The sequence below is a fragment of the Sphingomonas sp. PvP055 genome, assembly GCF_040546365.1.
Lineage (GTDB): Bacteria > Pseudomonadota > Alphaproteobacteria > Sphingomonadales > Sphingomonadaceae > Sphingomonas > Sphingomonas echinoides_A.
On the sequence record NZ_JBEPNS010000001.1, the window covers coordinates 671,589 to 695,949 of the forward strand.

Annotated in this window: 19 protein-coding genes and 1 tRNA gene; 7 read left to right on the forward strand and 13 right to left on the reverse strand. The window is 67.2% G+C overall.

The window, feature by feature from the left end; genetic code table 11:
• Positions 1-12: 12 nt before the first annotated feature.
• From ABIC16_RS03395 to ABIC16_RS03420, 6 genes are all read right to left on the reverse strand, one after another.
• A complete protein-coding gene (locus tag ABIC16_RS03395) occupies positions 13-666 on the reverse strand; it encodes a GntR family transcriptional regulator (RefSeq protein WP_277969493.1) in 654 nt (217 codons plus the stop codon).
• Positions 667-715: 49 nt separating this feature from the next.
• Entirely contained in the window at positions 716-1,714 is a 999-nt protein-coding gene (locus ABIC16_RS03400) for a 4-hydroxyproline epimerase (RefSeq protein ID WP_354290033.1), read from the reverse strand.
• A gap of 12 nt (positions 1,715-1,726) precedes the next feature.
• Complete coding sequence (locus ABIC16_RS03405) at positions 1,727-2,659, reverse strand: dihydrodipicolinate synthase family protein (RefSeq protein WP_354290034.1); 933 nt, start codon at positions 2,657-2,659, stop codon at positions 1,727-1,729.
• 197 nt (positions 2,660-2,856) lie between these two features.
• On the reverse strand, positions 2,857-4,839 hold the full coding sequence (locus ABIC16_RS03410; protein WP_354290035.1) for a putative bifunctional diguanylate cyclase/phosphodiesterase: 1,983 nt from the start codon (positions 4,837-4,839) through the stop codon (positions 2,857-2,859).
• Positions 4,840-5,161: 322 nt separating this feature from the next.
• A complete protein-coding gene (locus tag ABIC16_RS03415; RefSeq protein WP_354290036.1) occupies positions 5,162-5,830 on the reverse strand; it encodes a flagellar hook assembly protein FlgD in 669 nt (222 codons plus the stop codon).
• A gap of 10 nt (positions 5,831-5,840) precedes the next feature.
• On the reverse strand, positions 5,841-7,364 hold the full coding sequence (locus tag ABIC16_RS03420; protein ID WP_354290037.1) for a flagellar hook-length control protein FliK: 1,524 nt from the start codon (positions 7,362-7,364) through the stop codon (positions 5,841-5,843).
• 167 nt (positions 7,365-7,531) lie between these two features.
• Between ABIC16_RS03420 and ABIC16_RS03425 the strand changes: the two genes are divergently transcribed.
• Positions 7,532-8,167: a peptidylprolyl isomerase gene (locus tag ABIC16_RS03425; RefSeq protein ID WP_354290038.1), complete on the forward strand. Its 636-nt coding sequence runs from the start codon at positions 7,532-7,534 to the stop codon at positions 8,165-8,167.
• Positions 8,168-8,191: 24 nt separating this feature from the next.
• Here the strand turns inward: ABIC16_RS03425 and ABIC16_RS03430 are convergent, their stop codons facing one another.
• The 5 genes from ABIC16_RS03430 to ABIC16_RS03450 form a co-directional block, all read right to left on the reverse strand.
• Complete coding sequence (locus ABIC16_RS03430) at positions 8,192-9,307, reverse strand: NADH:flavin oxidoreductase/NADH oxidase (RefSeq protein WP_354290039.1); 1,116 nt, start codon at positions 9,305-9,307, stop codon at positions 8,192-8,194.
• A 10-nt stretch (positions 9,308-9,317) separates the two neighbouring features.
• Positions 9,318-10,100 carry a formate/nitrite transporter family protein gene (locus ABIC16_RS03435; RefSeq protein WP_354290040.1) on the reverse strand — a complete coding sequence of 261 codons (783 nt, stop codon included), beginning with the start codon at positions 10,098-10,100 and terminating at the stop codon, positions 9,318-9,320.
• The gene (locus ABIC16_RS03440; protein ID WP_354290041.1) at positions 10,097-12,475 is read right to left on the reverse strand and encodes an FdhF/YdeP family oxidoreductase; all 2,379 of its coding nucleotides are present in this window, start codon (positions 12,473-12,475) and stop codon (positions 10,097-10,099) included. Before ABIC16_RS03440 ends, ABIC16_RS03435 begins: the two co-directional genes overlap by 4 nt.
• A gap of 207 nt (positions 12,476-12,682) precedes the next feature.
• Positions 12,683-13,417 carry a glycosyltransferase family 25 protein gene (locus ABIC16_RS03445; protein ID WP_354290042.1) on the reverse strand — a complete coding sequence of 245 codons (735 nt, stop codon included), beginning with the start codon at positions 13,415-13,417 and terminating at the stop codon, positions 12,683-12,685.
• A gap of 144 nt (positions 13,418-13,561) precedes the next feature.
• Positions 13,562-13,636: transfer RNA gene (locus ABIC16_RS03450), tRNA-Thr, on the reverse strand.
• 68 nt (positions 13,637-13,704) lie between these two features.
• Between ABIC16_RS03450 and ABIC16_RS03455 the strand changes: the two genes are divergently transcribed.
• The gene (locus ABIC16_RS03455) at positions 13,705-13,842 is read left to right on the forward strand and encodes a hypothetical protein (RefSeq protein ID WP_354290043.1); all 138 of its coding nucleotides are present in this window, start codon (positions 13,705-13,707) and stop codon (positions 13,840-13,842) included.
• Here ABIC16_RS03455 and ABIC16_RS03460 read toward each other — a convergent pair.
• Complete coding sequence (locus ABIC16_RS03460; protein ID WP_354290044.1) at positions 13,832-15,625, reverse strand: aminopeptidase P family protein; 1,794 nt, start codon at positions 15,623-15,625, stop codon at positions 13,832-13,834. The genes ABIC16_RS03455 and ABIC16_RS03460 overlap by 11 nt on opposite strands.
• 175 nt (positions 15,626-15,800) lie before the next feature.
• Here ABIC16_RS03460 and ABIC16_RS03465 point away from each other — a divergent pair, with 175 nt between their 5' ends.
• From ABIC16_RS03465 to ABIC16_RS03485, 5 genes are read left to right on the forward strand one after another with little or no spacing between them, the layout of a single operon-like run.
• Positions 15,801-17,633 (forward strand): methyl-accepting chemotaxis protein, encoded by a 1,833-nt coding sequence (locus ABIC16_RS03465; protein ID WP_354290045.1) that lies wholly within the window; start codon positions 15,801-15,803, stop codon positions 17,631-17,633.
• Positions 17,634-17,690: 57 nt separating this feature from the next.
• Positions 17,691-19,763, forward strand: a complete 2,073-nt coding sequence (locus ABIC16_RS03470) for a S9 family peptidase (RefSeq protein WP_354290046.1) — start codon at positions 17,691-17,693, stop codon at positions 19,761-19,763.
• 60 nt (positions 19,764-19,823) lie between these two features.
• The gene (locus ABIC16_RS03475; RefSeq protein ID WP_354290047.1) at positions 19,824-20,399 is read left to right on the forward strand and encodes a DedA family protein; all 576 of its coding nucleotides are present in this window, start codon (positions 19,824-19,826) and stop codon (positions 20,397-20,399) included.
• Positions 20,396-20,791 carry an acyl-CoA thioesterase gene (locus ABIC16_RS03480; protein WP_354290048.1) on the forward strand — a complete coding sequence of 132 codons (396 nt, stop codon included), beginning with the start codon at positions 20,396-20,398 and terminating at the stop codon, positions 20,789-20,791. The genes ABIC16_RS03475 and ABIC16_RS03480 overlap by 4 nt, the downstream gene beginning before the upstream one ends.
• Positions 20,792-20,851: 60 nt before the next feature.
• Positions 20,852-21,472: a YbhB/YbcL family Raf kinase inhibitor-like protein gene (locus ABIC16_RS03485; RefSeq protein ID WP_277971254.1), complete on the forward strand. Its 621-nt coding sequence runs from the start codon at positions 20,852-20,854 to the stop codon at positions 21,470-21,472.
• 164 nt (positions 21,473-21,636) lie between these two features.
• On the opposite strand, the gene ppc is transcribed toward ABIC16_RS03485, so the two are convergent.
• Complete coding sequence (gene ppc / locus ABIC16_RS03490) at positions 21,637-24,324, reverse strand: phosphoenolpyruvate carboxylase (RefSeq protein ID WP_354290049.1); 2,688 nt, start codon at positions 24,322-24,324, stop codon at positions 21,637-21,639.
• Positions 24,325-24,361: the final 37 nt, after the last annotated feature.

Genomic DNA, 24,361 nt, shown 5'->3' on the forward strand with positions numbered 1-24,361 from the left:
CCCCAGTCTCCGTCAGTTCGTTTGGGTGCCGAGCTGGCCCCGGAGATCGGTCAGCGTCGACTGGATGTGGCTTGCGAGCAACGTCGTCATCAGCGCCTGATCGCGGGCGAGCCAGGCATCCAGCAACCCACGATGTTCGAGATGCGCGCGATCCTCGCGCCCGGCGGGCTGGAGGTGCGCGACGACATAGCGTTCGGCGAGGATCGCGAGCCGCTCGACCATTTGCGTGGTGAGCAACCGGCGCCCCGGGCGGACGAGCGCGGTATGGAACACACGGTTGCGGATCGCCACTTCGGCAAGCCGGTCGCTCGCGGCGCTGTCGAGTTCCTCGAAGGCACTCTGCGCGATCGCGTGGTCCGCTTCGGTGGCGACGGTGGCGGCATAGGCAGCGGCGGCGGGTTCGATGCTGAGGCGCAGCGCGAAAATGTCGTCGGCTTCGGCCGCCGACATCGGCTGGACTGCATAGCCGCGATTGGGATGGCTGGTCAGCAGCCCTTCCTGTTCGAGCCGCGCGAGCGCTTCGCGCAGCGGAATCTTGCTGACACCGAGTTCGCTCGCCAGCGCGTCCTGGCGGATCGGGGTGTGGCCGGCGAGCTTTCCGGTAACGATCTGCTCGCGGACGATCTCGAACACCTGTTCGGACAGAGTGCGGACGACGATGCTCATGAACGGTCAGCTCCGATGGAAGGGACGAAGCTGCTGGCGACGCCGCGGCTCACGTAACCTGGAAACCTTCCCAGAACGGATCGCTGCGATCAATCCAGATCGTGTTGAAGCCGGTGGCAATCGCCGATCCCTCGATCGACGGAATGATCGCGGTCTGGTCGCCAAGCGTGGTCGCTGCCTCGACCCGGCCGATGAAGCGGCTGCCGATATAGCTTTCGTGGACGAAACGGTCGCCGGGGGCGAGCCGGCCCTGGTCGGCGAGATGCGCGAGCCGGGCCGAGGTCCCGGTCCCGCAGGGCGAGCGGTCGATCGCCTTGTCGCCGTAGAAGACGGCGTTGCGGCCATCCGCGCCGTCTTCGCGGGGAACGTCCGCCCACAGGATATGGCTGACGCCGCGGATCGTCGGGTCGAGCGGGTGGATGGGTTCGTAGACTGCGCGCACCGCGTCGCGGATCTTGCCGCTGAGGTCGATCAGGCGCGCCGCGCCGATCGCGTCGAGCCCGGTGTAGTCGCCCTGCGGCTCGATGATCGCGTAATAATTGCCGCCGTAGGCGACGTCGATCGTAAGCGGTCCGATCCCGTCGACATCGACCTGAATGCCCTTGGCCGCGACATAGGCGGGGACGTTGGTGATCCGCACCGCGGTGACCTTGTCACCCTGCGTCTCGTAGGCGACGTCGATCACGCCCGCAGGGACTTCGATCCGCAATCGGCCCGGCTCGGCGGGCTGGATCAGCCCGTGTTCGAGCCCGAAGGTCACCATCCCGATGGTGCCGTGCCCGCACATCGGCAGGCAACCGCTCGTCTCGATGAACAGGATGCCGACGTCGGTATCGCCGCGCGTCGGCGGGTAGAGGAACCCGCCCGACATCATGTCATGCCCGCGCGGCTCGAAGCACAGCCCGGTGCGGATCCAGTCGAACCGAGTCATGAAATCCTGCCGCCGCTCCGACATGGAGGCGCCCTTCAGGAGCGGTGCCCCGCCCGCGACGAGGCGGACGGGGTTTCCGGCAGTGTGGCCGTCGATGCAGAAGAAGGTATGGCGCATCGGCGGAGGCTATCAGGCGGCGTGCGCGGACGCGAGGGGTGCCGGGGGGGCAAGCGTTGGACGGGTGGCGGCGGCCTTCTCGACCATCGCGATCACTTCTGCGCGGCGTTCGCCGATCAGCGGGTAGCGCGGCGGCAGGACGCGTTCGGAGCCGCGGCCCATCACTTGCTCGGCGAGCTTGATCGACTGGACGAGGTCATGCTCGGCATCGAGGTGGAGGAGCGGCATGAACCAGCGATAGATTTCCATCGCCTTGGCATGGTCGCCGCGTGCGAAGGCGTTGACCAGCTCGACCGATTCGCGCGGGAAGGCGTTGGTCAGGCCCGAGACCCAGCCCTGCGCGCCGAGATACAGCCCTTCGAGCGCGACGTCGTCGAGGCCGGCGAAGAGCACGTAGCGGTCGCCGAACGCGGTCTTCACATCGGTGAAGCGGCGCGTGTCGGGGGCGGATTCCTTGACCGCGACGATGTTGGCGACATCGACCAAGGCGGCAAGCACGTCATTGTCGATCAGCGTTCGGTACGCCGGCGGGTTGTTGTAGAGCATGATCGGCAGGCCGACCGACTCCGCCACGCCCTTGAAATGCGCGACGAGTTCGTGCGGCTTGGGCACATAGACCATCGGCGGGAGCAGCATCAGCCCGTCCGCGCCCGCGGTTTCGGCGGCCTTGGCGTAGCGCACCGCGCGGCGTGTGTCATATTCCGAAACGCCGGTGATGACGGGCACGCGCCCGGCGACTGCCTCGACGATTGCGGTCAGCACTTCGACCTTTTCGTCATATTCGAACGAGTTGTTCTCGCCGACCGTGCCGAGCGCGATCACGCCGGTGACGCCGTCCTTGATGAGATCATCGACGACGCGCTGGGTGTCCGCCAAATCGACCGAGAGGTCTTCACGGATCTGCGTCGTTACCGCGGGAAAAACACCCTTCCATGCAACCGACATTGCGTCTCGACCTTTCTCGCTTGAACTTTATATAACGTATACGAAAATGTCGGTGCGGTGCAACAGGAGAATGCGCGGCTTTCGATCAGGCGCGCTGACGGCCCTCTTTTCGGAGTGAACAAGGGGGGTCGCCGCTGCGGTCGGCGCGATGCGGTTCGACAGTAAGGGGCAGAGAGTAGGGGCAGCCCAGTTCGACCTTATGCGGCGCCGCGCACGCCGAGCCGCGTTGCTTCGGGCAGTTGCATCGTCTGCTCGCGCATCGTCATCAACAGCGCGTCGATCGGCATCGGACGGCCGAGCAGGAACCCCTGCGCATAGCGGTAGCCGGCGAGCGATATCTCGATCAGCTGGGTTTCGGTCTCGATCCCCTCCATCGTGCACTCGAGCGACAGCGACTGTGCGAGGTTGCGGATCGCCGAGACCATGTTGCGGCCCGATCCGGTCGCCATGCCGGTAACGAAGGTGCGGTCGACCTTCAGAATGTCGAGCGGGAGTTCGTGGAGCGAACACAGGCTTGAATAGCCCGTCCCGAAATCGTCGAGCGCGGTGCGCACGCCGAAGCTGCGCAACCGCTGCAACGCCTCGCGCGCGGTCGCCATGTCGGTGACGAGCGACGTCTCGGTGACTTCGAACACGATCCGGCGCGGCGCGACGTTGGTCGCTACGATCATCCGGACGATCTCGCGCATCGTCGCGGGCGACATCAGGTCCTGCGCCGACAGGTTGAACGACAAGGCGATCGGATCGGGCAGCGCGGCCAGCCCTTCCAGGGCCTTTCCGAACAGGATCAGCGTGACCCGGTTGATGATCCCCATCCGTTCCGCCGCCGCGATGAAGGTGGCCGGGGCAATCTCGCCGAGGACCGGGGAGCGCCACCGCGCGAGCGCCTCGACGCTGCTGATCGTCATCGAGCGCGTGTCGAAGATCGGCTGGTAATGGACCTCCAGTTCGCGTTCGAGCGAGGCGACCTGCAACGCCGCCTCGACGCGCTGTTCGACCCGGATCAGCGCTTCCTGTTCGGGCGAGAACACCGCACATCCGCCGCGATGATGCGCCTTGACGTGGTACAGGGCGTAATCGGACCGGTCGAACAGCGCATGCGCGGTCGTCCCCGCTTCGGGATAGACCGCGATCCCTGCGGAACACCCGAGCGTCACTTCCATGCCGTCGATCGCGACGGGCGTGTGGATCGCCGCGCACAGTGCCGCGATCGCGGGTTCCGCCTGTTCGGCGGGTCCGTCGAACAACACGCCGAATTCGTCGCCACCGAGCCGCGCGATCGTCACCGCGCTGCCCGCGCGCAACGCCAGGCGATGCCCGATCGCATCGAGCAGGCGATCGCCATAGACGTGGCCGTAGGTGTCGTTGATCGCCTTGAACCGGTCGAGATCGAGCACGCCGACGCAGAAGGGGCGCGCTTCCGCCGAGTCCGCCGCCGTTCCGCGTGCGGCCAGTAATGCTTCCAGCGCTCCGAAGAAGAAACGGCGGTTGGGGAGCCCGGTCAGCGGGTCGGTATGCGCGAGTTGCTGGTTCTCGTCGCTCAACCGCTGCGCCTGCTGGCGTTCCACGATCAGCGCATTGCGCGACATGACGAGGCCCTGGAACACCTTGTGCGCATCCCGCAGGATGACGAGGAACACCACGGTGACCAGCGCGAGATTGATGCCGACCGCGACGAACACCGGATTCCCGCTGACCAGGCAATAGGTCACCAACGGCAGGCTGACGAGCGTGCCGACCGCGGCGGCGGCCCCGGGCAGGTGCGTCAGGCAGAACAGGCAGCACAGCACCGTCGTCCCGACGAACACGACGACATGGCCTTGCTCATACGGGCCGCCATAGGCGCCCAGCGACAGCGCCCAGGCGACGAACGCGACCGCCATGACCGACCCGAGGATGGTGGACTGCCGGATCACCCGCTGTGCCCCGTTTTCGGTGAGCATGTCGGGGGTCGGCGGCATCAGCCAGCGGAACAGGCGCGAGGCGATCAGCAGGATCAGCATCGCCGGGATCGCGTGGGTCAGCCACCGCGGGGCGAGGTTCGCATGCGTATAGGCCAACGCAACCGCGTTGATGATCAGCAGTGTGTACATCCACGGGACTTGCCGGCGGAAGTGCAGCAGCGTCGCGACGACCAGCGGTTGCTCGCCCGGCGGCAGATGGATCCTGGAAAACGGCATTGCGAAAAACCCCCGACACATATTCCGCTAAACGATAGGCGTTAACGTCCTGTTTTCATGGCCGTGGCCGGGTGCGACTACGGCGGTGCCGGAGCCGTCGTTGCGGCACCGGTTCGCGCCGGAGTCGCCAAAGGCCGTCGTCCGGTGCGGGATCGCGCCGGGATTGGCCGGACAGCCTTTTTCCGTCGGATTTTACGGACCACATGATCACGATCGGCCAATATGTGCTGGAGACAGGGGAACAGCGAAGACGCACCCGATGTATACGGATCGAAAGAGTGCAAATCTATGATACGAACAGTGTAAGCTATTCGGAGGAGGTCTAAGCTCCACTGGTCGCCGCAAGACGCGCGAGGCTGTCGGCGGCGTACTGCTGACCATTCGCCAGTAATGTAAGCTTGCCGTTTTCGACGGATACCTCGCTCACCATGCCTTCCGCCGCGATCGTCACGGGAATACTCGACCCGGCGGCATCGGTTGCGGTGAGTGACAAGGTATAGGTACCGTTCGGGGCACGTGCGCCGTGGCTGTCGGTGCCGTTCCAGCGGACCTGTCCGCTTGCGGGATCGACCGGCTGCGTCGTGACCGTATTGCCGTTGGCGTCGCTGATCGTCGCGAGCATCGTTTGTGGCGTTCGGTCGGCGGCGAAGCGCCAGGTGGCGTCGCCGGTCGAACCCAGCCCCGCGATGCTGCTGTCGAAACTCGCGACATGGCCGATCAGCGCGGCGGCGTTGGACAGATCCGCGGACGACAGTTTGGCAAGGATGTCCTTCAGCGACTGGTTCTGCTGGATCGACTGTTCGACTTGCGAGAACTGGACAAGTTGCTGGGTATATTCGGACGTGTCCATCGGCTTGAGCGGGTCCTGATTCTGCATCTGCGTCGTCAGCAATTTCAGGAACGTGGTCGAATCGTTGGTCAGCTTCGTCAGCGCGGATGATGGTGCCGTGGGGGTGGTTGCGGCGGCGGTGGCGGCGGTGGTCGTGGTCATGGGGGCGTCCTCAAGCTACGAGGTTGATCCGCCCGCTGGCGCGCAGGCCCGGGCGTGTGGGGGACGGCGCGCTGCGGCTGTCGTCCGGTTCGTCGTCGGGGCTGCGCGACGGGGCGGCGAACGCCCATCCGCGTTCGCTGCCGCTGCCGGGACCCGCACCGTTGCCGCCGGATTGGGTGTCGAAGCGGAAACTGCCGGCGTCGGCCTGCACCCCGGCTTGCGACAGCGTTTGCGCGAGCATGGCGGAATCGCGCCGCAACAGGTCGAGCGCGCTCGCGTGTTCGGCGGAGACGGTAGCGGTCAGCTTGCCGGTTGCGTCGATCTGCATCCGCACCTCGACTCGCCCGAGTTCGACCGGATCGAGCCGGATCGTCAGCGTATTCGCGCCGTCGCTTTTGGCATGCCGCGCGATCGCCAGCGCGACGTCACGCCCGATGACCGCCGCGCGCGCGGTGCCGGCATCGATCGTCCGGCGCGGTGAGGCGATGGCGGGGGGCGGGACGCCGGGTTGCGCCGCTGGGGCTTGGGCAGGCGGAACCACCGGCGCGGCTGGCGGCGTTGGCGTGGTGTTCACGGCAGCGGGGGCGGGTGGTGACGCGGTTTGCGGCTCAGGCAATCCTGCGGGGGATGGCTTGCTCGGCTGATCCCCCGATGGGCTCGCTAGAAAGGTGGTATCGGCCTTCATCGCCGTGTCGTCCGTCGCCGACGCGGGTGAGGTCGATAGCGCGGCGGGCATTCCGCCAGACGAGTCGCCGCGGTGCGCGGCGATGGCGGCGGTCGTGTCCGGCAGGGGGCGAGACCGGGCGTCGGCCGGTGCAGCGGGAACGGGCGGGGGCGGCGCGACGATCGGTGCATTTGGCACCGCGACCGGCGGGGAGTCCGGGGGGGCGATCTCGTCCGGGATCGCGGTATCCGCCGATTTGGCGCGGTGCGGCGCCGCCGTCCGTGGAGCGGCAGCGGAATCGTGCGCCGCCGCATCGACCGGTGCGGGGGTGGTGGCGTCTGCTGCTTGTGGCGCTGCGTCGGTTGCGGCGGCTCCGTTCGCGATGGTGCCGGTTTTGTCCGTCGTGCCGGGCGTTCCCGGGGAGTGGGACGCCGTTGAATTCCGCACGACCGGCTGCACAGCTCCATCGGTGCCGGACGCGCGCGCGGGACCGCCGGTTTCGGCGGGTGCTCCCGACGGCGGCGCGATGTCTTCCGAAGGCGGGGGCGATGAAACGGGCGTCGGTGGCGTGACCGCGGTGCCGATCCCACGGGCAGTTTCCGTTCCCGCCGCCGCGATCGTCGCCGCGATCGTTAGCGGGGTGTCGCGCGGGGGTATCGTCGCCGTCACGGGCGCTGGGACGGGGAGCGTGGCCGGCGTGGTGTCTGGAGTGGTGCCCAGCGCGCGCTGGAACGCGCCGTCGGGAACCGTGCCGGGTTCGGCAGCGGGGGCAACGGCGGGGGACGACAGGTTCGATACGGCGGCAACCGGCGGCACGCGCTTCTCCCATCGGCCAGGCGTTGCACCATCATAGAGAGCGGGGCGGCCCATCGGTCGCAATGCTGCGACGACGTTCGCAGCGCCCATCGGGCGGGCGTCATGGCGGAACCGGGGTTCGCGCGCTCGGTTCATCGTGCGACGTCCCCGGCTGGGCGGTGGGGGATACCGCGCGGCATCCTCTTCCCCTAGCGGAGGCGGGGACTGACGGAGACGAACGGATGCGGTGGATATTGGGGATCGTGGCGCTGGCGCTGCTGACGGGTGCGGCCCCCGCCGAGCCACCGATGGTCCGGGTGCGGCTGGAAACGTCGGCGGGGCCGATCGTCGTTGCGGTCGATACGCGGCATGCGCCGAAGACCGCCGCCAATTTCCTTGCCTATGTCGACGACCAGCGGCTCGATGGTACCGCCTTCTTCCGCGCATCGCGGCGACCGGGCAAGCCGGGGCTCGGGTTCATCGAGGGCGGGATCGGCACCGATGCGCGTCGGCGGCTCGGCACCTTGCCGCTCGAACCGACCAGCAAGACCGGGTTGCGGCACGTCGACGGGGTGATTTCGATGGCGCGCTATGATGCGCTCGATTCAGGGACCGCCAACTTCTCGCTGATGTCCGGGCCGTTCCCGAACATGGACGCGCGGCCGGGATCGCCCGGCTATGCAGTGTTCGGCAAGGTCGTCGCGGGGATGGACGTGGTGAAGCGCATCCTCGCGATGCCGACGAGCCAGGGCGGCGAAGGCCCGATGAAGGGCGAGACGCTCCGCCAACCGGTGTCGATCCGCCGTGCGGTCCGGCTCGACGGAACGCCGCATCCGACCGGGCGGGTCAAGGTCTGGCAGTTGCTGCCACGGAAGTAATCGACCGCCGCGCCGGGGCGCGCGTCAGCGCGCGGCGGGCGGCTGCAGCAGGTCCTTATACTGCCGCGGTTGCGAGCGGAGATACTGGTTGGGGGCGACCACCGTCCCGCCCAGCGCCGCGGCGGCGTGCCACGGCCAGTGCGGATCGTAGAGGATCGTGCGCGCCAGCGCGATCATGTCCGCGTCGCCCGTCCCGATGATCGCTTCGGCCTGTTCGGGCTTGGTGATGAGCCCGACCGCGACGACCGGAATCCCGACCGCCTGCTTGACGGCGCGCGCGAGCGGCACCTGGTAGCTGGGGCCGACCGGGATCTGCTGGCGCGGATCGAGACCGCCGCTCGACACGTGCATCGCCGAACAGCCGCGCGCTTCCAGTGCCTGGGCGAAGGCGACGGTCTGGTCGCTGGTCCAGCCGCCGTCGACCCAGTCGGTCCCCGAGACGCGCATCGTCACCGGTTTGCCGGCCGGGAAGGCGGCGCGCACCGCGTCGAACACTTCGAGCGGGAAGCGCATGCGGTTTTCCAGGCTGCCGCCGTACGCGTCGTCGCGGTGGTTCGACAGCGGCGAGAGGAACTGGTGGAGCAGATAGCCGTGCGCGGCGTGAAGCTGGACGAGGTCGAGCTCCAGGGCGGCGGCCCGCTTCGCCGCGGCGACGAACGCGTCGCGCACCCGCGTCAGACCATCGCGGTCGAGCGCCAACGGTGCGGTGTCATCCTTTCCGAACGCGGCCGCGGACGGCGCGACCGTCTGCCAGCCATTGTCCGACCCTGGCGCGATCTGCGCACCGCCGCGCCACGGCAGGTCGGTCGAGGCCTTGCGCCCGGCGTGCGACAGCTGGACCGCGATCGGCATGTCCGAATGCCGCCGGACGCTGTCGAGCGTCCGGGCCATCGCGGCCTGGGTCGCATCGTCGTACAGCCCGACGTCGCCATAGGTGATCCGGCCCTCGGGCAGCACCGAAGCCGCCTCGATCGTCAGCAACCCCGCCCCCGACAGCGCAAGCTGCCCGAGATGGATCAGGTGCCAGTCGGTCATGCAACCGTCGACCGCGGAATATTGGCACATCGGGGCGATGACGATGCGGTTGGCGAGCGTGAGCCCGTCGATCGTCAGTGGTTCGAAGAGGCGGGGACCGGACATGGGAATTCCTTTACTTGGCGATCGCGACGACGTCGGTCCGCGCCGCGGCGAGATACCCGCCACAGACGAAGACCAACGCACCGATCGCATTGCCGATCGAGACGATCGCGAGATTGCGTACCATGCCCGCGATGCTGATCGACGGGTGATCGACCAGCAGCCCGAGCGTCAGCCCGGTCATGTTGGCGACCGAATGCTCGAACCCGGCGGCGACGAAGGCGAGCAGGATCCACGCCATCGCGATGCATTTGGCGGCATCGCCCTGCATCCGCGCCGCGGTCCAGATCGCGAGACAGACGAGCCAGTTGCACAGGATCGCCCGCGCCAGCAGCGCCAGCGCGCTCGCCTCCACCTTATGCGCGACATAGGCGTGGAACATCGCATTGGCATTGGCGAAGATCGCCCCGCCGCCGCCCGCCGCGAACACCAGCGACAGGATGACCCCGCCGACCAGATTGCCGACCCATACGACGACGATCATCTGGATCGCTTCCGACAGCGTGATCGTCCGTCGCGCGAGCCCGAAGCCGAGATACATGACGTAGCCGGTGAACAGGTCCGCGCCCGCGAACACCGTCAGGATCAGCCCGATTCCGAACGTTCCGCCCATCACCAGCGGGCGGACTCCGGCGGGCAACCCTGCGCCGGTGCTGAGCGCGAGGATCATTGCGATGCCGATGTACGTGCCCGCCAGCATCGCGCCGGTGAAGAACCCGAGCGGGGATTGCCGCAGCCCGGCCGCCTTGGTCGCGGCGAGCCTGGCGTAAGTGTCGATCGTCGGGGCGTAGCTCACGCGGGGACGTGCTTCGATCGACCGACGACGCCGGCGCGGACTACGCCCAGCTCGGCGCCGAGGTCGCTCCCGCTTGCGCGGACCGTCACCGGCACCGATTTGTACGACGGCGTAAAGCTTTGCGGATCATGATCTTCGAGCGCGATCAACGGCTGGGTCTCCGGATAATAGGATGCACAGCATCCTTCAGGCAGCGCGTAACGCACGATTGTAAGTCTTTGTACCACGCGATCTGCGCGCGCAAAATCGAGTGCGGTCGCGATATCGACCACGTCGCCTTCGACGAAGCCCATGCGCGCGATGTCGCGTTCGTTCATGAACAGGATGTCGCGCCGGCCGAACACGCCGCGATAGCGATCGTCGAGGCTGTAGACCGTGGTGTTATACTGGTCGTGCGCGCGCAGCGTCGTGAGGCGCAAGACGTTGGGGTCGCCGTTGGTCGAATCGTCCTCGAGCGTCGGCGTGCACAAGAAGTTCGCCTTCTTGCTGTCGGTGTTCCAGATCCGCAGCGCGGCGCTGTTGGGCAGGTGGAACCCGCCGGGCTCGCGCACGCGCCGGTTATAGTCCGCGAAATCGGGGAAGACCGCTTCGATCTTGTCACGGATCAGGTCGTAATTGCCGATGAACGCGTCCCAATCGATCGCGCCCTTGCCCTGCAGCGTCGCCTTGGCGATCTGCCCGACGATCCAGATCTCGGACTTCACGTCTGCGCCCGGCGGCTTGAGGAACCCGCGCGAGGCGTGGACCATCGACATCGAATCCTCGACCGTCACCGATTGCGGAACGCCCGCTTGCTCGTCGAGTTCGGTCCGTCCGAGGCATGGCAGGACATAGGTCGCCTTCGCCATCAGCAGATGCGTGCGGTTGAGCTTGGTGGTGATGTGGACCGCGAGATCCATGTTGGGGAACCCTTCGGCACACGCCTGCGGGTCGGACGAGGCGATCGCGAGATTGCCGCCGAGACACAGGATCGCGCGCGCCTTGCCGTCGCGCATCGCGGCGATGCTCTCGACCACCGAATGGCCGTCCTTGCGGGGCGGTTCGAACCCGAAGACGTCGCGCATCCGGTCGAGGAAGGCGGGCTTGGGCCGTTCGGTGATCCCGACGGTGCGGTCGCCCTGGACGTTGCTGTGCCCGCGGAGCGGACAGATCCCCGCGCCCGGCCGCCCCATGTTGCCGCGGAGCAGCAGCAGGTTGGCGATCTGCTGGACGTTGCTCGTCCCCGTGCGCTGCTGCGTGATCCCCATGCCGTAGCAGCAGATCGTCGCCTTCGAGACCGCGTAGATCTGCGCGACGCCTTCGAGATCCGCGCGCGTCAGCCCGCTGCCACGCTCGATCGCCTCCCACGTGGTTTCGCGCAGGTCGGCGATATACGCCTCGATCCCCGCGGTATGCTCGGCGATGAAGGCGTGGTCGAGCGTCGGCTCTGCGGGAGCCGCGCCGGCGTCGTTCGCGGAACGCGCGGCATCGTCGAGCGCGACCAGCGCCTTGGCGATGCCCTTGATTGCCGCGGCATCCCCGCCGACCTTCACTTGCAGATAGGTCGACGCGATCGGCGTCGCGGTGCCCGTTGCCATCTCGACCACCGACTGCGGCGATTCGAAGCGTTCGAGCGAGCGTTCCTTAAGCGGGTTGAAGACGATGATCTTGCCCCCGCGCTTCGACACTTCGCGGAGCGTCGCCATCATCCGCGGGTGGTTGGTGCCGGGGTTGTGACCGAACGACAGGATCAGGTCGGCATGGTCGAAATCCTCGAGGCTGACGGTGCCCTTGCCGATCCCGATCGATTTGGGAAGGCCGACCGAGGTCGCCTCGTGGCACATGTTCGAACAGTCCGGGAAATTGTTGGTGCCGTACAGCCGCACGAACAGCTGGAGCAGGAACGCCGCTTCGTTCGAACAGCGACCGGAGGTATAGAATTCGGCCTGGTCGGGGTGCGGCACCGCGGCGAACCCGGCACCGATCTCGGCGATTGCTTCGTCCCAGCCGACGACCTCATAATGATCGGTGGCGGCATTGTAGCGCAGCGGTTCGGTCACGCGGCCCTGATCCTCGATCCAGTGATCGCTTTGCTTCCAGATGTCGGAAACGCTGTGCTCGGCGAAGAACTTCGCGCCGATCTTCTTGGCGGTCGATTCCCATGCGACGGCCTTGGCGCCGTTTTCGCAGAATTCGAACGAGCTGGTGTGCTTGGGGTCGGGCCAGGCGCAGCTCGGGCAATCGAAGCCGTCGGGCTGGTTCGACTTGAGCAGCGTCTGCGCGCCGCTGGTGACGATCTGCTGCGCCTTGAGCGAGATGGCGACCGCCTTGAGCGCGCCCCAGCCGCCGGCGGGGCCGGTGTAATCCTTGATGCCATCGGGACGTTTGGTTGCCACGGTTGAATTCTCCAGCGCGACCCGGTGGTCGCGGCGATGCGGGCGGGCTCGCGTTCGAATCCAAGTGTGGGACGAATGCGCAAGGCCAGACCCGGGGGGCGTTATGCCCCCGGAGCCCCCCGGGAAAGGTGAGAATCCCGCAGTCGGTGATCGGGTTTATTCGTGGAACCGCGAATCGTAGCGTCCGGTCGAATCACGCCAGGGAAGTCAGCTCCGGTTGCGGATCGCATTCTTGATCGAGCGCGCGACCTGCAGCAACGGCTGGAGCAGCGCGTTCGTGTCGCTCGAGCCGAGCGCATGGATGTCGGTGCGCGAGGATTGCTGATGCGCGATGTGCGGGGTCGCGGCAAAGGCGCGCAGATCGGGGCGGGCCGCCCGAAACCAGGAATAGGCGCCGTCGACATGCATCGGTCCGCCTTCCGGGCTCCCGGGCTCGCGCGCCAGGATTGCCTCGAGATACGGGACCAGCGCCGCGATCGCGGGCTTCGAAAACGCGATGAAGTGCGCCAGCATCACCGCCTCGTCCGGCGCGACGGGGGAGAGCGGGCTTGTGGTCTCGGTCGCCGGGGAGCCGCCGTAGAAGACGTCCCACGGCTCGCGCGCCAGCGCCGCGAGCGTCCCCGGCAGCCGTGCCATCTCGCTGCGCGAAATGGCGACGTCGTCCTCCAGGATCAGCAGCGACGTTGCACCCGCCGCCCGCGCCGCCTGCAACGCGCCGAGATGGCTGAGAAAACAGCCCCGCGTGCCGATCGTCGGGAAACCGCCAGCGCTGTCCGGACGGGTCGCTTCGTGGAACGCGATCCTGCGCCCGTCGATCTCCGCGCCCAGACCCCGCAAGGTTGCGACCGCGCCCTTGCGGCGATCGACGCGATTCGGAAGGTTGATGATCCGTACCATGTCGAAGGTCGCGGAAAGCGGGTCCGAAGATCGTGGCTGAACCATGGACACGGGTTGGCTACCTTTCGAACATGCGGTGATCCCGCCAGAAATGGGCTGATACCGGCTCGGATCATCCGACGCCAGCCGGATCACATCAACGGAGGGCTCCCCCGGCGGGGAAATGATCTCGACGATGATCGGGAAAAATGGTGCTGCCGGTGAGGATTGAACTCACGACCTCAGCCTTACCAAGGATGCGCTCTACCACTGAGCTACGGCAGCAACTCCACTTTGCAGCGGAAGCGGCGTAAGAGACGGCTGAGCAGCGAATGTCAAGGAGCACATGCACAATGGCCGACACAAAAGACGAAAAAGCCGACCGTTTGGCAGCGGCGCTTCGGGAAAACCTCAAGCGGCGCAAGGCGCAGGCCCGCGCCGCCGATGCCGGATCACCGCCTGCGCCGCTCCCGGACGACGTTACGCAATAGGCGCGCATTTCTCCGCGAGCCACGTCCGCTCGTCTCCCTCGAGCTCTGGGCTGAGCACCGCGAACACTTCGCTATGATAAGCGTCGAGCCACGCGCGCTCGGCGGTGCTGAGCAGTTCGGGGAGAATCATGCTGCGCTCGATCGGGCAGAAGGTGAGCGTCTCGAACCCGAGGAACGGGGCGCCTTCGGAGAAATTGCGGTCCTCGACCAGCAGCAGGTTCTCGATTCGAATGCCGTATTCGCCCGCCTTGTAATAACCGGGCTCGTTCGAGAGGATCATCCCCGCGCGGAGCGGCTCGCCCGGGCCGCCGCCAGGGTAGAAGGGCTGGGCGATTCGCTGCGGGCCTTCGTGGACCGAAAGATACGCGCCGACGCCGTGGCCGGTGCCGTGCGCATAATCGAGCCCGACCTGCCAGAGCGGCCGGCGTGCGAAGCCGTCGAGCTGCCCCCCGGTCGTCCCCGCCGGGAACACCGCGGTCGCGAGCGCGATATGGCCCTGCAACACGCGGGTGAACCGGTCGCGCATTTCGGCGGTCGGCGTGCCGATCGGCAGCACGCGCGTCACGTCGGTCGTCCCGTCGGCATATTGCCCGCCCGAATCGACGAGATACAGTTGCCCAAGCTCCAGCCGGGCGTTCGATTCGGGAGTCGCGTGATAATGCGGGCTCGCGCCGTGGGCGCCGGTTGCGGAGATCGTGTCGAACGACGTGTCGAGCAACACCCCGGTTGCCTCGCGGAACGCTTGCAGCCGCGCGACGCAATCGAGCTCGGTCAGCGTGCCGTTGGGCGCCTCCGTCTCGACCCAGCGCAAGAAGCGCGCGAGCGCGGCGCCGTCGCGGACCGATGCCGCGCGGTGCCCGGCGATTTCAACCGGGTTCTTGGTCGCCTTGGCGAGCAGAACCGGATCACGGCGCGCTAGCACGGTCGCGCCGCCGCCTTCGAGCGCATCGAAGATCGCCGCGACCGCGCCGCTCGGGTCGGCGGCGATCGTCTTGCCGGCATAGTGCGCAAGGCCTTCCGCGAACGCATCGCGCGGGTGGAGGCGGATCGCGTTGCCGAGATGCTGGCGCACCGCATCGGTCAGTTTGTCGGGCGCGATGAACAGGTCGGCGGTGCCGTCCGCCGCGACGATCGCATAGGCCAGCGCGACCGGCGTGTGTGCGACGTCGCGACCGCGCACGTTGAGCAACCAGGCGATCGAATCGAGCGCGGTCAGCACGACCGCGTCGGCGTGTTCGGTCGCGAGCCAGTCGGCGATCTGCGCGCGCTTGGCGGCGGAGGTCGCTCCGGCGCGATCGTCGTTCTGCACGTCCAGCGGGGCGGCGGAGGGGGCGGGGCGATCGGGCCAGACCGCATCGACCGGATTGGTGTCGACCGCGACCAGCTCGGCTCCGCGCGCCGCCAGTTTCGCGCGCGCTTCCTCGACCCAGGCGCGGGTGTGGAGCCACGGGTCATAGCCGATCCGCGCGCCGTTGGCGGCATTGTCGCCCAGCCACGCCGCGACGCTCGTCTGCGGCACCGCGACGAACTGCCAGTCGTCAGCGGAGACCTGTTCGCGCACCTGCAGCGTGTAGCGGCCGTCGGTGAAGATTGCCGCCGCCTCGGGGAGCACCACTGCGTTGCCGGCCGACCCCTGGAAGCCGGTCAGCCAGGCGAGGCGTTGCGCATAGCCGCCGACATATTCGGACATGTGTTCGTCGGTCAGCGGAACGACGAAACCGTCGAGCCGATCGCGCTGGAGCTGGGCCCGCAGAGCGGCGAGGCGGGCGGCATGGGTCGACATCGGGAAGGTCTTTCGAGAGGGTTTCGGCAAGATATCTGACGCCAGATTAGGCCAACTGCTGTCGGGTTGCGAGCATCAAGCGACGCGAATGGCAGGATGCCGTCCCCCCGACGTCCGGCGGTGCGGCGTCCGTCTATAATGTTGGGCGTTACCGCAACCGCTAGGCTCCCTCGTCATGTCCATTGCAAAGCGTCTCCAGTTCGGTTCGGCGCTCATCGCTGCGATCGTCCTGCTGGCGATCGGCATTGCCGCCTACAGCATCAATCTCGTGCGGATCGGTGGCCCGGTCGCGGAGCGGATCCAGGCGGCGTCGGATTACGTTGCCGATATCCTGCCACCCCCCGCCTATGTGCTCGAACCGTATCTGGAGGCGACCTTGCTGGTCGACCATCCCGAGCAGGTCGAACAGCGCGCGGCACGGCTGGCGGCGCTGCACAAGGCCTATGCCGAGCGGCACGCATATTGGAAAACCGGGACGATCAGCCCCGAGCTCGCCGCCGCGCTGACCCGGGATGCAGATGCCCCCGCGCAACGCTTCTGGCAGCAGGTCGCGCGGCTCGAAGCCGCGGCGCGTTCCGGCGACGCGGTCGCGATGCGCGACAGCTATGCGGCGCTTTCCGAGGCCTATGCCGCGCACCGCACCCGGATCGACCGCGCGGTGACGATGGCGACCGACTATCAGGCCGCGCTCAAGCGCGATGCGCATCGCAGCCTGACCGCTGCATCGGGCGCATTGCTCGCGCTGGCGCTGACGATCCTCGCGCTGGCGATCGGTGCGGGCGTCTATCTGACCCGCAAGGTGATGGCGCCGCTCGGGGAACTGATCCAGTCGACAACCGCGTTCGCCGCGGGGCAGGACCGGGCGGTTCCGCATGTCGACCGCGTTGACGAACTCGGCGCGATGGCACGCGCGGTCGATGTGTTCCGGCAATCCGCGAGGGACCGCGCCGAGCATGACGCGCGCAGCTCCGCCGAAACCGCGATGGTCGCGGACGGCGTCGGGCAGGTCCTGCGCCGGATGGCCGCGGGCGATCTGCGGCACGGCACTGCGATCGACTTTCCGCCGAGCTACACCGGCGTCAACAGCGACCTCAACGGCGCGGTCGAGACGTTGCGCAAGATGGTCTGCGCGGTGGTCGAGACGACCAACCAGATCGCCGGCGCGTCGGGGTCGATCGCGGGGGCGACCGAGGATCTCGCGCGGCGGACCGAAAGCAGCGCCGCCGCGATCGAGGAGACGTCGGCGGCGGTCAACCGGATGGACGAGCGCCTGCGCAGCACCGCGGATGCCGCACGCAAGACCTCCGAAGGATCGCGCCAGACGCTCGACGCGGCGACCGAAGTCCGGAGCCGGACCGATGGTGCGATGGAGGCGATGCACCGCGTGTCGCGCAGCGCGAGCGGAATCGACGATGTGATCGAAGGGCTCGACAAGATCGCGTTCCAGACTCGCGTCCTCGCGATGAACGCGGCAGTCGAGGCCGGACGCGCGGGCGACGCGGGGCGTGGGTTCGCGGTGGTTGCGGATCTGGTGTCGACGCTGGCGATGTGCGCGGAGGAGGAAGCCAAGCGTGCCCGCACGCAATTGAGCGCGACGCAGCAGGACGTCTCCGTCGCGGTCGAGGCGGTGGGGCTGGTCGATGGCGCGCTCGCGACGATCCTGACGCGCTGCACCGAAGCCGCCGAACTGACGCAGGGCATTGCCGACGACAATGTCGCGCAGGCGAGCGCGATCGGCGAAATCAACAGCGCGGTGTCGCAGCTCGACCAGATCGTCCAGCAGAATGCGGCGATGGTCGAGGAGACGTCGGCAGCCGCGGCGGGGCTTGCGCAGGACGTGCGGACGCTGGCCGGTCACGCTGCCGCCTTCCGGTATGACTTGCGCGCAAACGACGTTCCCGTCGCGCGGGAGCGGCGCAAGGCCCGCATCGGATCGGCGCCGGGTAGTGCCGCCGACCGGCGCGGTCCGGCGCAGGACGCGCGCGCCAGGGTGTTGCTCCCCGCCTGAAGTCCCGGCCGCTTGCACGGCTCGACTTGCACGGTGGTGGCAGGGTAGGGATCGCGGATGACCGATCTCACGCCCCCCGTCGCCGCCACTCGCCCGCACAGCTTCACCGCGCACGGGATCACGATCGAGGATCCCTACGCCTGGCTGAAGGATCCGAACTACCCCGAGGTCACCGACCCGGACGTGCTGGCGTATCTGGAGGCGGAGAACGCCTATTTCGAGAGCGTGATGGCGCCGCACAGGTCGCTGATCGACCGGCTGTACGAAGAGATGAAGGGCCGCATCAAGGAAGACGATTCGTCGGTCCCGCAGAAGGACGGCGACTGGATCTACTGGACAGCGTTCGAGACCGGGGGGCAGTATCGCAAGTGGTGGCGTCGTCCGGTTGCCGCCGGCGACGACACGACGAAGGACGAGCTGATCCTCGACGAGCCGGTGCTGGCGGAGGGCAAGGAGTATTTCCGGCTCGGCGCCTTCTCGATCAGCAACAACGGCCTGCTGCTCGCCTATGCGATCGACGACAATGGCTCCGAACGCTTCGAGATCCGCGTCAAGGACCTCACCACGGGCGAGCATCTGGCCGACGTCATCCCGGGGATGCTGTCCGAGATCGTCTGGACCGCCGACGACAAGGGCTTCCTCTACGGCCTGGCGAACGACCAGTGGCGCACCGACAACGCGCGGCTCCATTGGCTCGGCACGCCGATCGCGGACGATATCGAACTGTTCAAGGAAGCCGACGAGGGCTTCCGCGTCGGCGTCAGCGAGACGAGCGACCGCAAGTGGATCGTGCTGTCAAGCGGCGACCATGTCACGAGCGAGATCTACCTGATCCCCGCGACCGATCCGCTCGCCACGCCGCTGCTGGTGTCGGCGCGCAAGGTGGGGCGTGAATATGATGTCGACATGCATGGCGACACGCTGTTCATCCACACCAACGACACCGACCCCAATTTCCGGCTCTGCACCGCGCACATCTCGGCGCCGGGCGAATGGGTCGAGAAGATCGCGCCGTCGCGGCATTTCTACATGACCGGGATCGACTGTTTCCGCGATTTCTTCATCGTCGATGGGCGCGAGGACGGGCTCGATCAGATCGAAATCCACCGCTACGACGACGCCATCGCGCCGCAGCGCATCCGTTTCCCCGAAGCGAGCTATGACGCGGGGCTCGGCAACAATCCCGAATATGCAATGGACGTGCTGCGCGTCGGCTACGAATCGATGGTCACGCCGGGGACCGAGTACGACTATGACGTCGCGACCGGCGAGCTGACGACGCTCAAGGTCCAGGAAATTCCCTCGGGCTATCAGGCCGCCAAATATCGCACCGAACGCCTCAAGATCACCGCGCGCGACGGGACCGAGGTGCCGGTCTCGATCGTCTATCCCGCTGACTTCCCCAAGGACGGGTCGCGCCCGTTGTTCCTCTATGCCTATGGCGCATACGGCTATGCGATTCCGCCGGGTTTCTCGACCGGGCGGCTGTCGCTGCTCGATCGCGGCTTTGCCTATGCGATCGCGCATATCCGCGGCGGCGACGATCTCGGGCAGCAATGGTATCTCGACGGCAAGCTCGAGAAGCGCGCGAACACGTTCAACGACTTCGTCGATGTCGCGAAGGGGCTGGTCGCGGACGGCTGGACCGCGGCGGGCAAGATCGCGATCGCGGGGCGTTCGGCCGGCGGCGAGCTGATGGGCGCGGTGGTCAATTCCGATCCCGAGCTGTGGGGCGCGGTGATCGCCGACGTGCCGTTCGTCGACGTGCTCAACACGATGATGGATGCTGACCTGCCGCTGACGCCGGGCGAGTGGCCCGAATGGGGCAATCCGATCGAGGACAAGGCGGCGTTCGAGCTGATCCGCGGCTATTCGCCGTACGATCAGGTCAAGGCACAAGCCTATCCGCCGATGTTCATCTCGGGCGGGCTCAACGACCCGCGCGTGACCTATTGGGAGCCCGCGAAATGGGGCGCCAAGCTGCGGGCGACCAAGACCGACGATAACGTGCTGCTGCTCAAGACCAACATGGGCGCGGGGCATGGCGGGAAATCAGGGCGGTTCGAATCGCTGCGCGAGGGCGCGGAGGAACATGCGTTCGTGCTGTGGCAGCTCGGCGTGGAGGGGTAAGGCTGCGCCTTCCGTCGTGCGGACGCGGAACAAGGGGACCTCGCCGGATTTAACCCGCGCATGACGATCGAAACCATCATCGCGAAATACGGCCTGTTCGCGCTGTTCGCAGGCGCCGGGATCGAGGGCGAGACCGTTGTCGTCGCGGGCGGGTTACTCGCGCACAAGGGGTTGTTTTCGCTCCCCGGCGCGATGGCGGCGGCGGCGGCGGGGTCGTTCGTCGCGGACCAGATCTTCTTCTCGCTCGGGCGCTATTTCCGCGACAAGCCGTGGGTCCGCCGCGCGCGCGCGAAGCCGATCTTCGCGCGCGCGCTGGGGTTGCTCGAACGCTACCCGATCGGGTTCATCTTCGCGTTCCGCTTCATCTACGGTTTCCGCACGATCAGCCCGATCGCGATCGGGACGACCAAGGTCTCGACCAAACTGTTCGTCGTGATCAATCTGGCCGCGGCGATCGTCTGGGGAATCGTGTTCACCGGAATCGGCTATCTGTTCGGGCACAGTTTCGAGAAACTGATCGAGCGTTTCCTCCCCGACAAACATGCGATCCTGATCGTCGGCGGGGCGATCGTCGGGATCGCGCTGCTGCTCGGGCTCTGGCGTTGGTGGCGCGGGCGGCGCACACAGGCGGCATGACGCGCTTCACGCTTTCGATCACCGCGACCCCCGACGACATCGACGAGCTCGGCCATGTCAACAATGCGGTGTGGGTCCGCTGGATCCAGCAGATCGCGGTCGCGCACTGGGAAGCGCTCGCGCCGCCAGACCAGCAAGCGGCGTACGTCTGGGTCGTGACCCGGCACGAGATCGACTATCGCGGCAACGTCGCGGCGGGGGAGACGGTGACGGGCGAAACCTGGGTCCCCGAACCGCCCAAGGGCGCGCGGTTCGACCGGCATGTCCGGTTCCTTGGCGCGGACGGGAAGGTGAAGGTTCAGGCGGTCACGACCTGGGCGCTGATCGACCGCGCGAGTGGCCGCTTGCTGCGCGTCAGGGACGAGATCGCGGCGCCGTTTTTGTCCAGCTGACGGAACCGCTTGTCGCCTCGGGGGCTTGAGAGGATGATCCCGTACAAGGAAAGGCCCGCGATGCTGGAACATCTTCCCCATTGGTTGGGTGCCGCGTTGCGCAGCGTGCGCGCCGGTGCCGACAAGTTGATTATCACGCAGCCGGTCCTCGGGCATGATTATGCGACCATCGAGGTCACTAGCCCCGCCTTCGCGCAGGAAGGGCGGATTCCGCCGCGTTTCACCGCCGACGGCGACGGCGTATCGCCGCCGCTGACCTGGGGCGCGGTGCCGCCGGGAACGTTGAGCGTCGCGCTCGTCGTAGAGGATGCGGACTCACCGACACCGTCGCCGCTGGTGCATGCGATCCTGTGGGGTCTGCCCGCCGATGCGGGGCGGATCGAGGAAGGGGCGATCGTCGCCGACGCGCATCCGGACGGCGGCGGGGTTGGGCGCAACTCCTATCTGTCGGAGGGGTGGCTGCCGCCAGATCCGCCGACCGGGCATGGCGACCATCGCTATGCGTTTCAGCTGTTCGCACTCGATTGTGTCGCGGAGGATCTAGGCGAGGGGCCGGGGCGGGGCGCGGTCCTCAATGCAATGGCGGGACATGTAATCGGCGCGGGGTTGCTGGTCGGGCTGTATTCGCGCGGCGAGACGGCTGCGGTGGTTCCGGAGGAAGGCGGGCCGGTTCTCGCCTGAGACCGTGTGATTTAATGGTTCCGTCGGCTGTTTTCCTGCGAAAACGAGAATCCAGAGCCACGCGGGACAACGACCGAACGTGTGCGTGACTCCGGGGCTCCTGCTTTCGCAGGAGAACCGGGAGTTTTCGCCTGGTTCGGTCCCCTACTCGCAGCGGGCTACGCTTATCCGCTGTTCCGCAAGGCCGTCGCGATCGCGTTGATCGAGAGCAGGATGCCTTCGCCGATCCGCTCGTCCTCATCGCCCGCGCGGCGGCGTTTGATGAGTTCGATCTGAAGCAAGTTAAGCGGCTCGATATAGGGGAGGCGCAACCGGATCGACGTCTCCAGCGCAGGATGCGCCTCGAGCAACCGTGACTGCCCCGTTACCGCGAGCAGCCCGTCATGCGCCTGCCGCCAACCCGCTTCGATCCGCGGGAAGATTGCGTCGGCAAGGCTGCGATCCTCGACCAGCGCGGCATAGCGCGCCGCGATCCCCATGTCGGACTTGGCGATCACCTGTTCCATGTTGGCCAGTGTCGCCGCGAAGAACGGCCAGCCCTGCGCCATGTCGCGCAGCAAGGCCTTGTCCTCGAACGCATCGATCGCTTGCCCCACGCCATACCAGCCCGGCAGCATCACACGCGCCTGCGCCCAGCTGAACACCCAGGGGATCGCGCGCAGATCCTCGATCCGGTCGCTCTTGGTACGGCTCGCGGGGCGCGAGCCGATCTTGAGTCCCGAAATTTCGGCAATCGGCGTCATCTCGCGGAAGAAGGTGCGGAAACCCTCGGTGCCATAGACGAGATTGCGATACGCCGTGAACGCGCTCGCCGAAAGCCGGTCCATCGCATCGGCGAACCGCTGTGTGTCGGCGGCGGACAAGTGATCCGGCTCGAGGCTGGCAAGCACTGTCGCCGAGGCCATTGCCTCGAGGTTGGTCATCGCACTGTCGCGCGTGCCATATTTGCCCGCGATCACTTCGCCCTGCTCGGTGATGCGGATCCGGCCCTGCACCGTGCCGAACGGCTGCGCGCGGATCGCGGCGAAGGCCGAGCCGCCGCCACGCCCGACCGCGCCACCGCGGCCGTGGAACAGCTGCATGCCGACGCCTGCGTCGGCGAACACCCCGCGCAAGGCGGTCGACCCCTTCGACAGGCTCCAGGTCGAGGTGAGATACCCCCCGTCCTTGTTCGAATCGGAATAGCCGATCATCACTTCCTGATAGCCGCGCGCGGCGGTGACCGCGCGCACCTCGGGAAGCGCGAACCATTCGGTCATGATCTCGGGTGCGGCTTCCAGATCGCTGATCGTCTCGAACAACGGCACCGCCATGATCGCGGCGAGCGGGGTTTGCCCGTCGTTTCCTTGCGGGCGGTACAGACCGACTTCCTTCAACAACACGTTGAGTTCGAGCAGGTCCGACACCGACTGCGCCATCGACACGATATGCTGGACGATGCACGCGGTGCCATAGGTGGCATGCGCGGTCGCGGCGGCGCGCAGGATTGCGAGTTCGGACGTGGTTTCGTCCGAATAGTCCGCAAACGCGCTGCCCAGCGGCCGCGCATTGGACAGTTCGTGGCGGAGCAGCGACACGCGCTGCGATTCGTTCAGCGCCAGATAGTCGCCCTCGACCCCTGCGACCTTGAGCAATTCGGCGACGACGCGTTCGAGCACCGCGCTGTTCTGCCGCAGATCGAGCGTCGCGAGATGGAAGCCGAACGTCTCGACCGCGCGGATCAGCCGTCCGAGCGCACCGCCCGACGACAAGGTCCCCCCGCCGCCCGCCGCGAGCGTGCGCGCGATGACGACGAGATCGGCGCGGAACGCCTGCGGGTCGGCATAGCGTTCGCCCTTGAGCGGCCCCGGGCGCGGTGCCGCCTTGCCGGTCAGCGCGAGATGCGTCGCGGCGAGCCGTGCGTAAATGCCCGACAATGCACGGCGGTAGGGTTCGTCGCTGCGGCTCTCGGCATTGTCGCCGCTGGCGTCCGCGAGCGCGGTGACCGCGGCGTCGGCGGGGGCGAGATCGGTCGAGATCGACAGTTCGGCGCCGAGCGCATGAACTGCATCGAGATAATGGACGAGCACCGCCTCGCTCGCCTTGGCCAGCGCGGCGCGCAGGCTGTCCGCGGTGACGAACGGGTTGCCGTCGCGGTCTCCGCCGATCCAGCTCCCGGGTTTGAGAAACCCCGGCGTGCGTTCGCCCAGCGCACGATCCCAGCGCTGGTACAGCGCCGGAAGCGCGGGCAGGAACACGTCGCGCAGATAGCTGAGCGCGGTCTCGACCTCGTCGGTGACGTACAGGCGTTCGCGCCGGAGCACGCGGGTCTGCCATAGCAACGCGATCTGCCGGAGGATCGCCTGCTCGATATCGTCGCCTTCGGGCGTGTCCGTCGCGCCGCCATCGCGCAGCAGCATCAGCGCGGCGATGCGGTTGCGGTGATCGATCATCGATTTGCGCCGCACCTCGGTCGGGTGCGCGGTCAGCACGGGGGCCAGCAGCGAGTGCTGGAGCAGCGCGATCGCCTTGGGCTTGTCGATCCCTTCGCGCGCGAGACGATCGAGCGCCGAGGCGAGATCCGCGCCCTGTTCGGCAGCGACGCCTTGCCGATCCTCCGCCAGATTGGCGAGCATCGAGAACAGCATGAATCCGCGGACGAAATCGAGCGTTTCGTCGAGATCCATCCGGTCGAGCCCGAGATCGACGCTTTCGTCGCCTGCCGCCCCGCGATGCCGCTCGACTGAGGCGGCGCGGATCGACTCGGTGCGTTCGTACAGGGCGTCGCCGCCATAGGCGCGGATCACGTCGCCAAGCAATTTGCCCAGAAAACGGATGTCGGGGTTGTTCGTGATCGAGGGGAGGTCAGCCATGTGCGGATGCTGCATTGCAACACCCGCCGGGTCAACT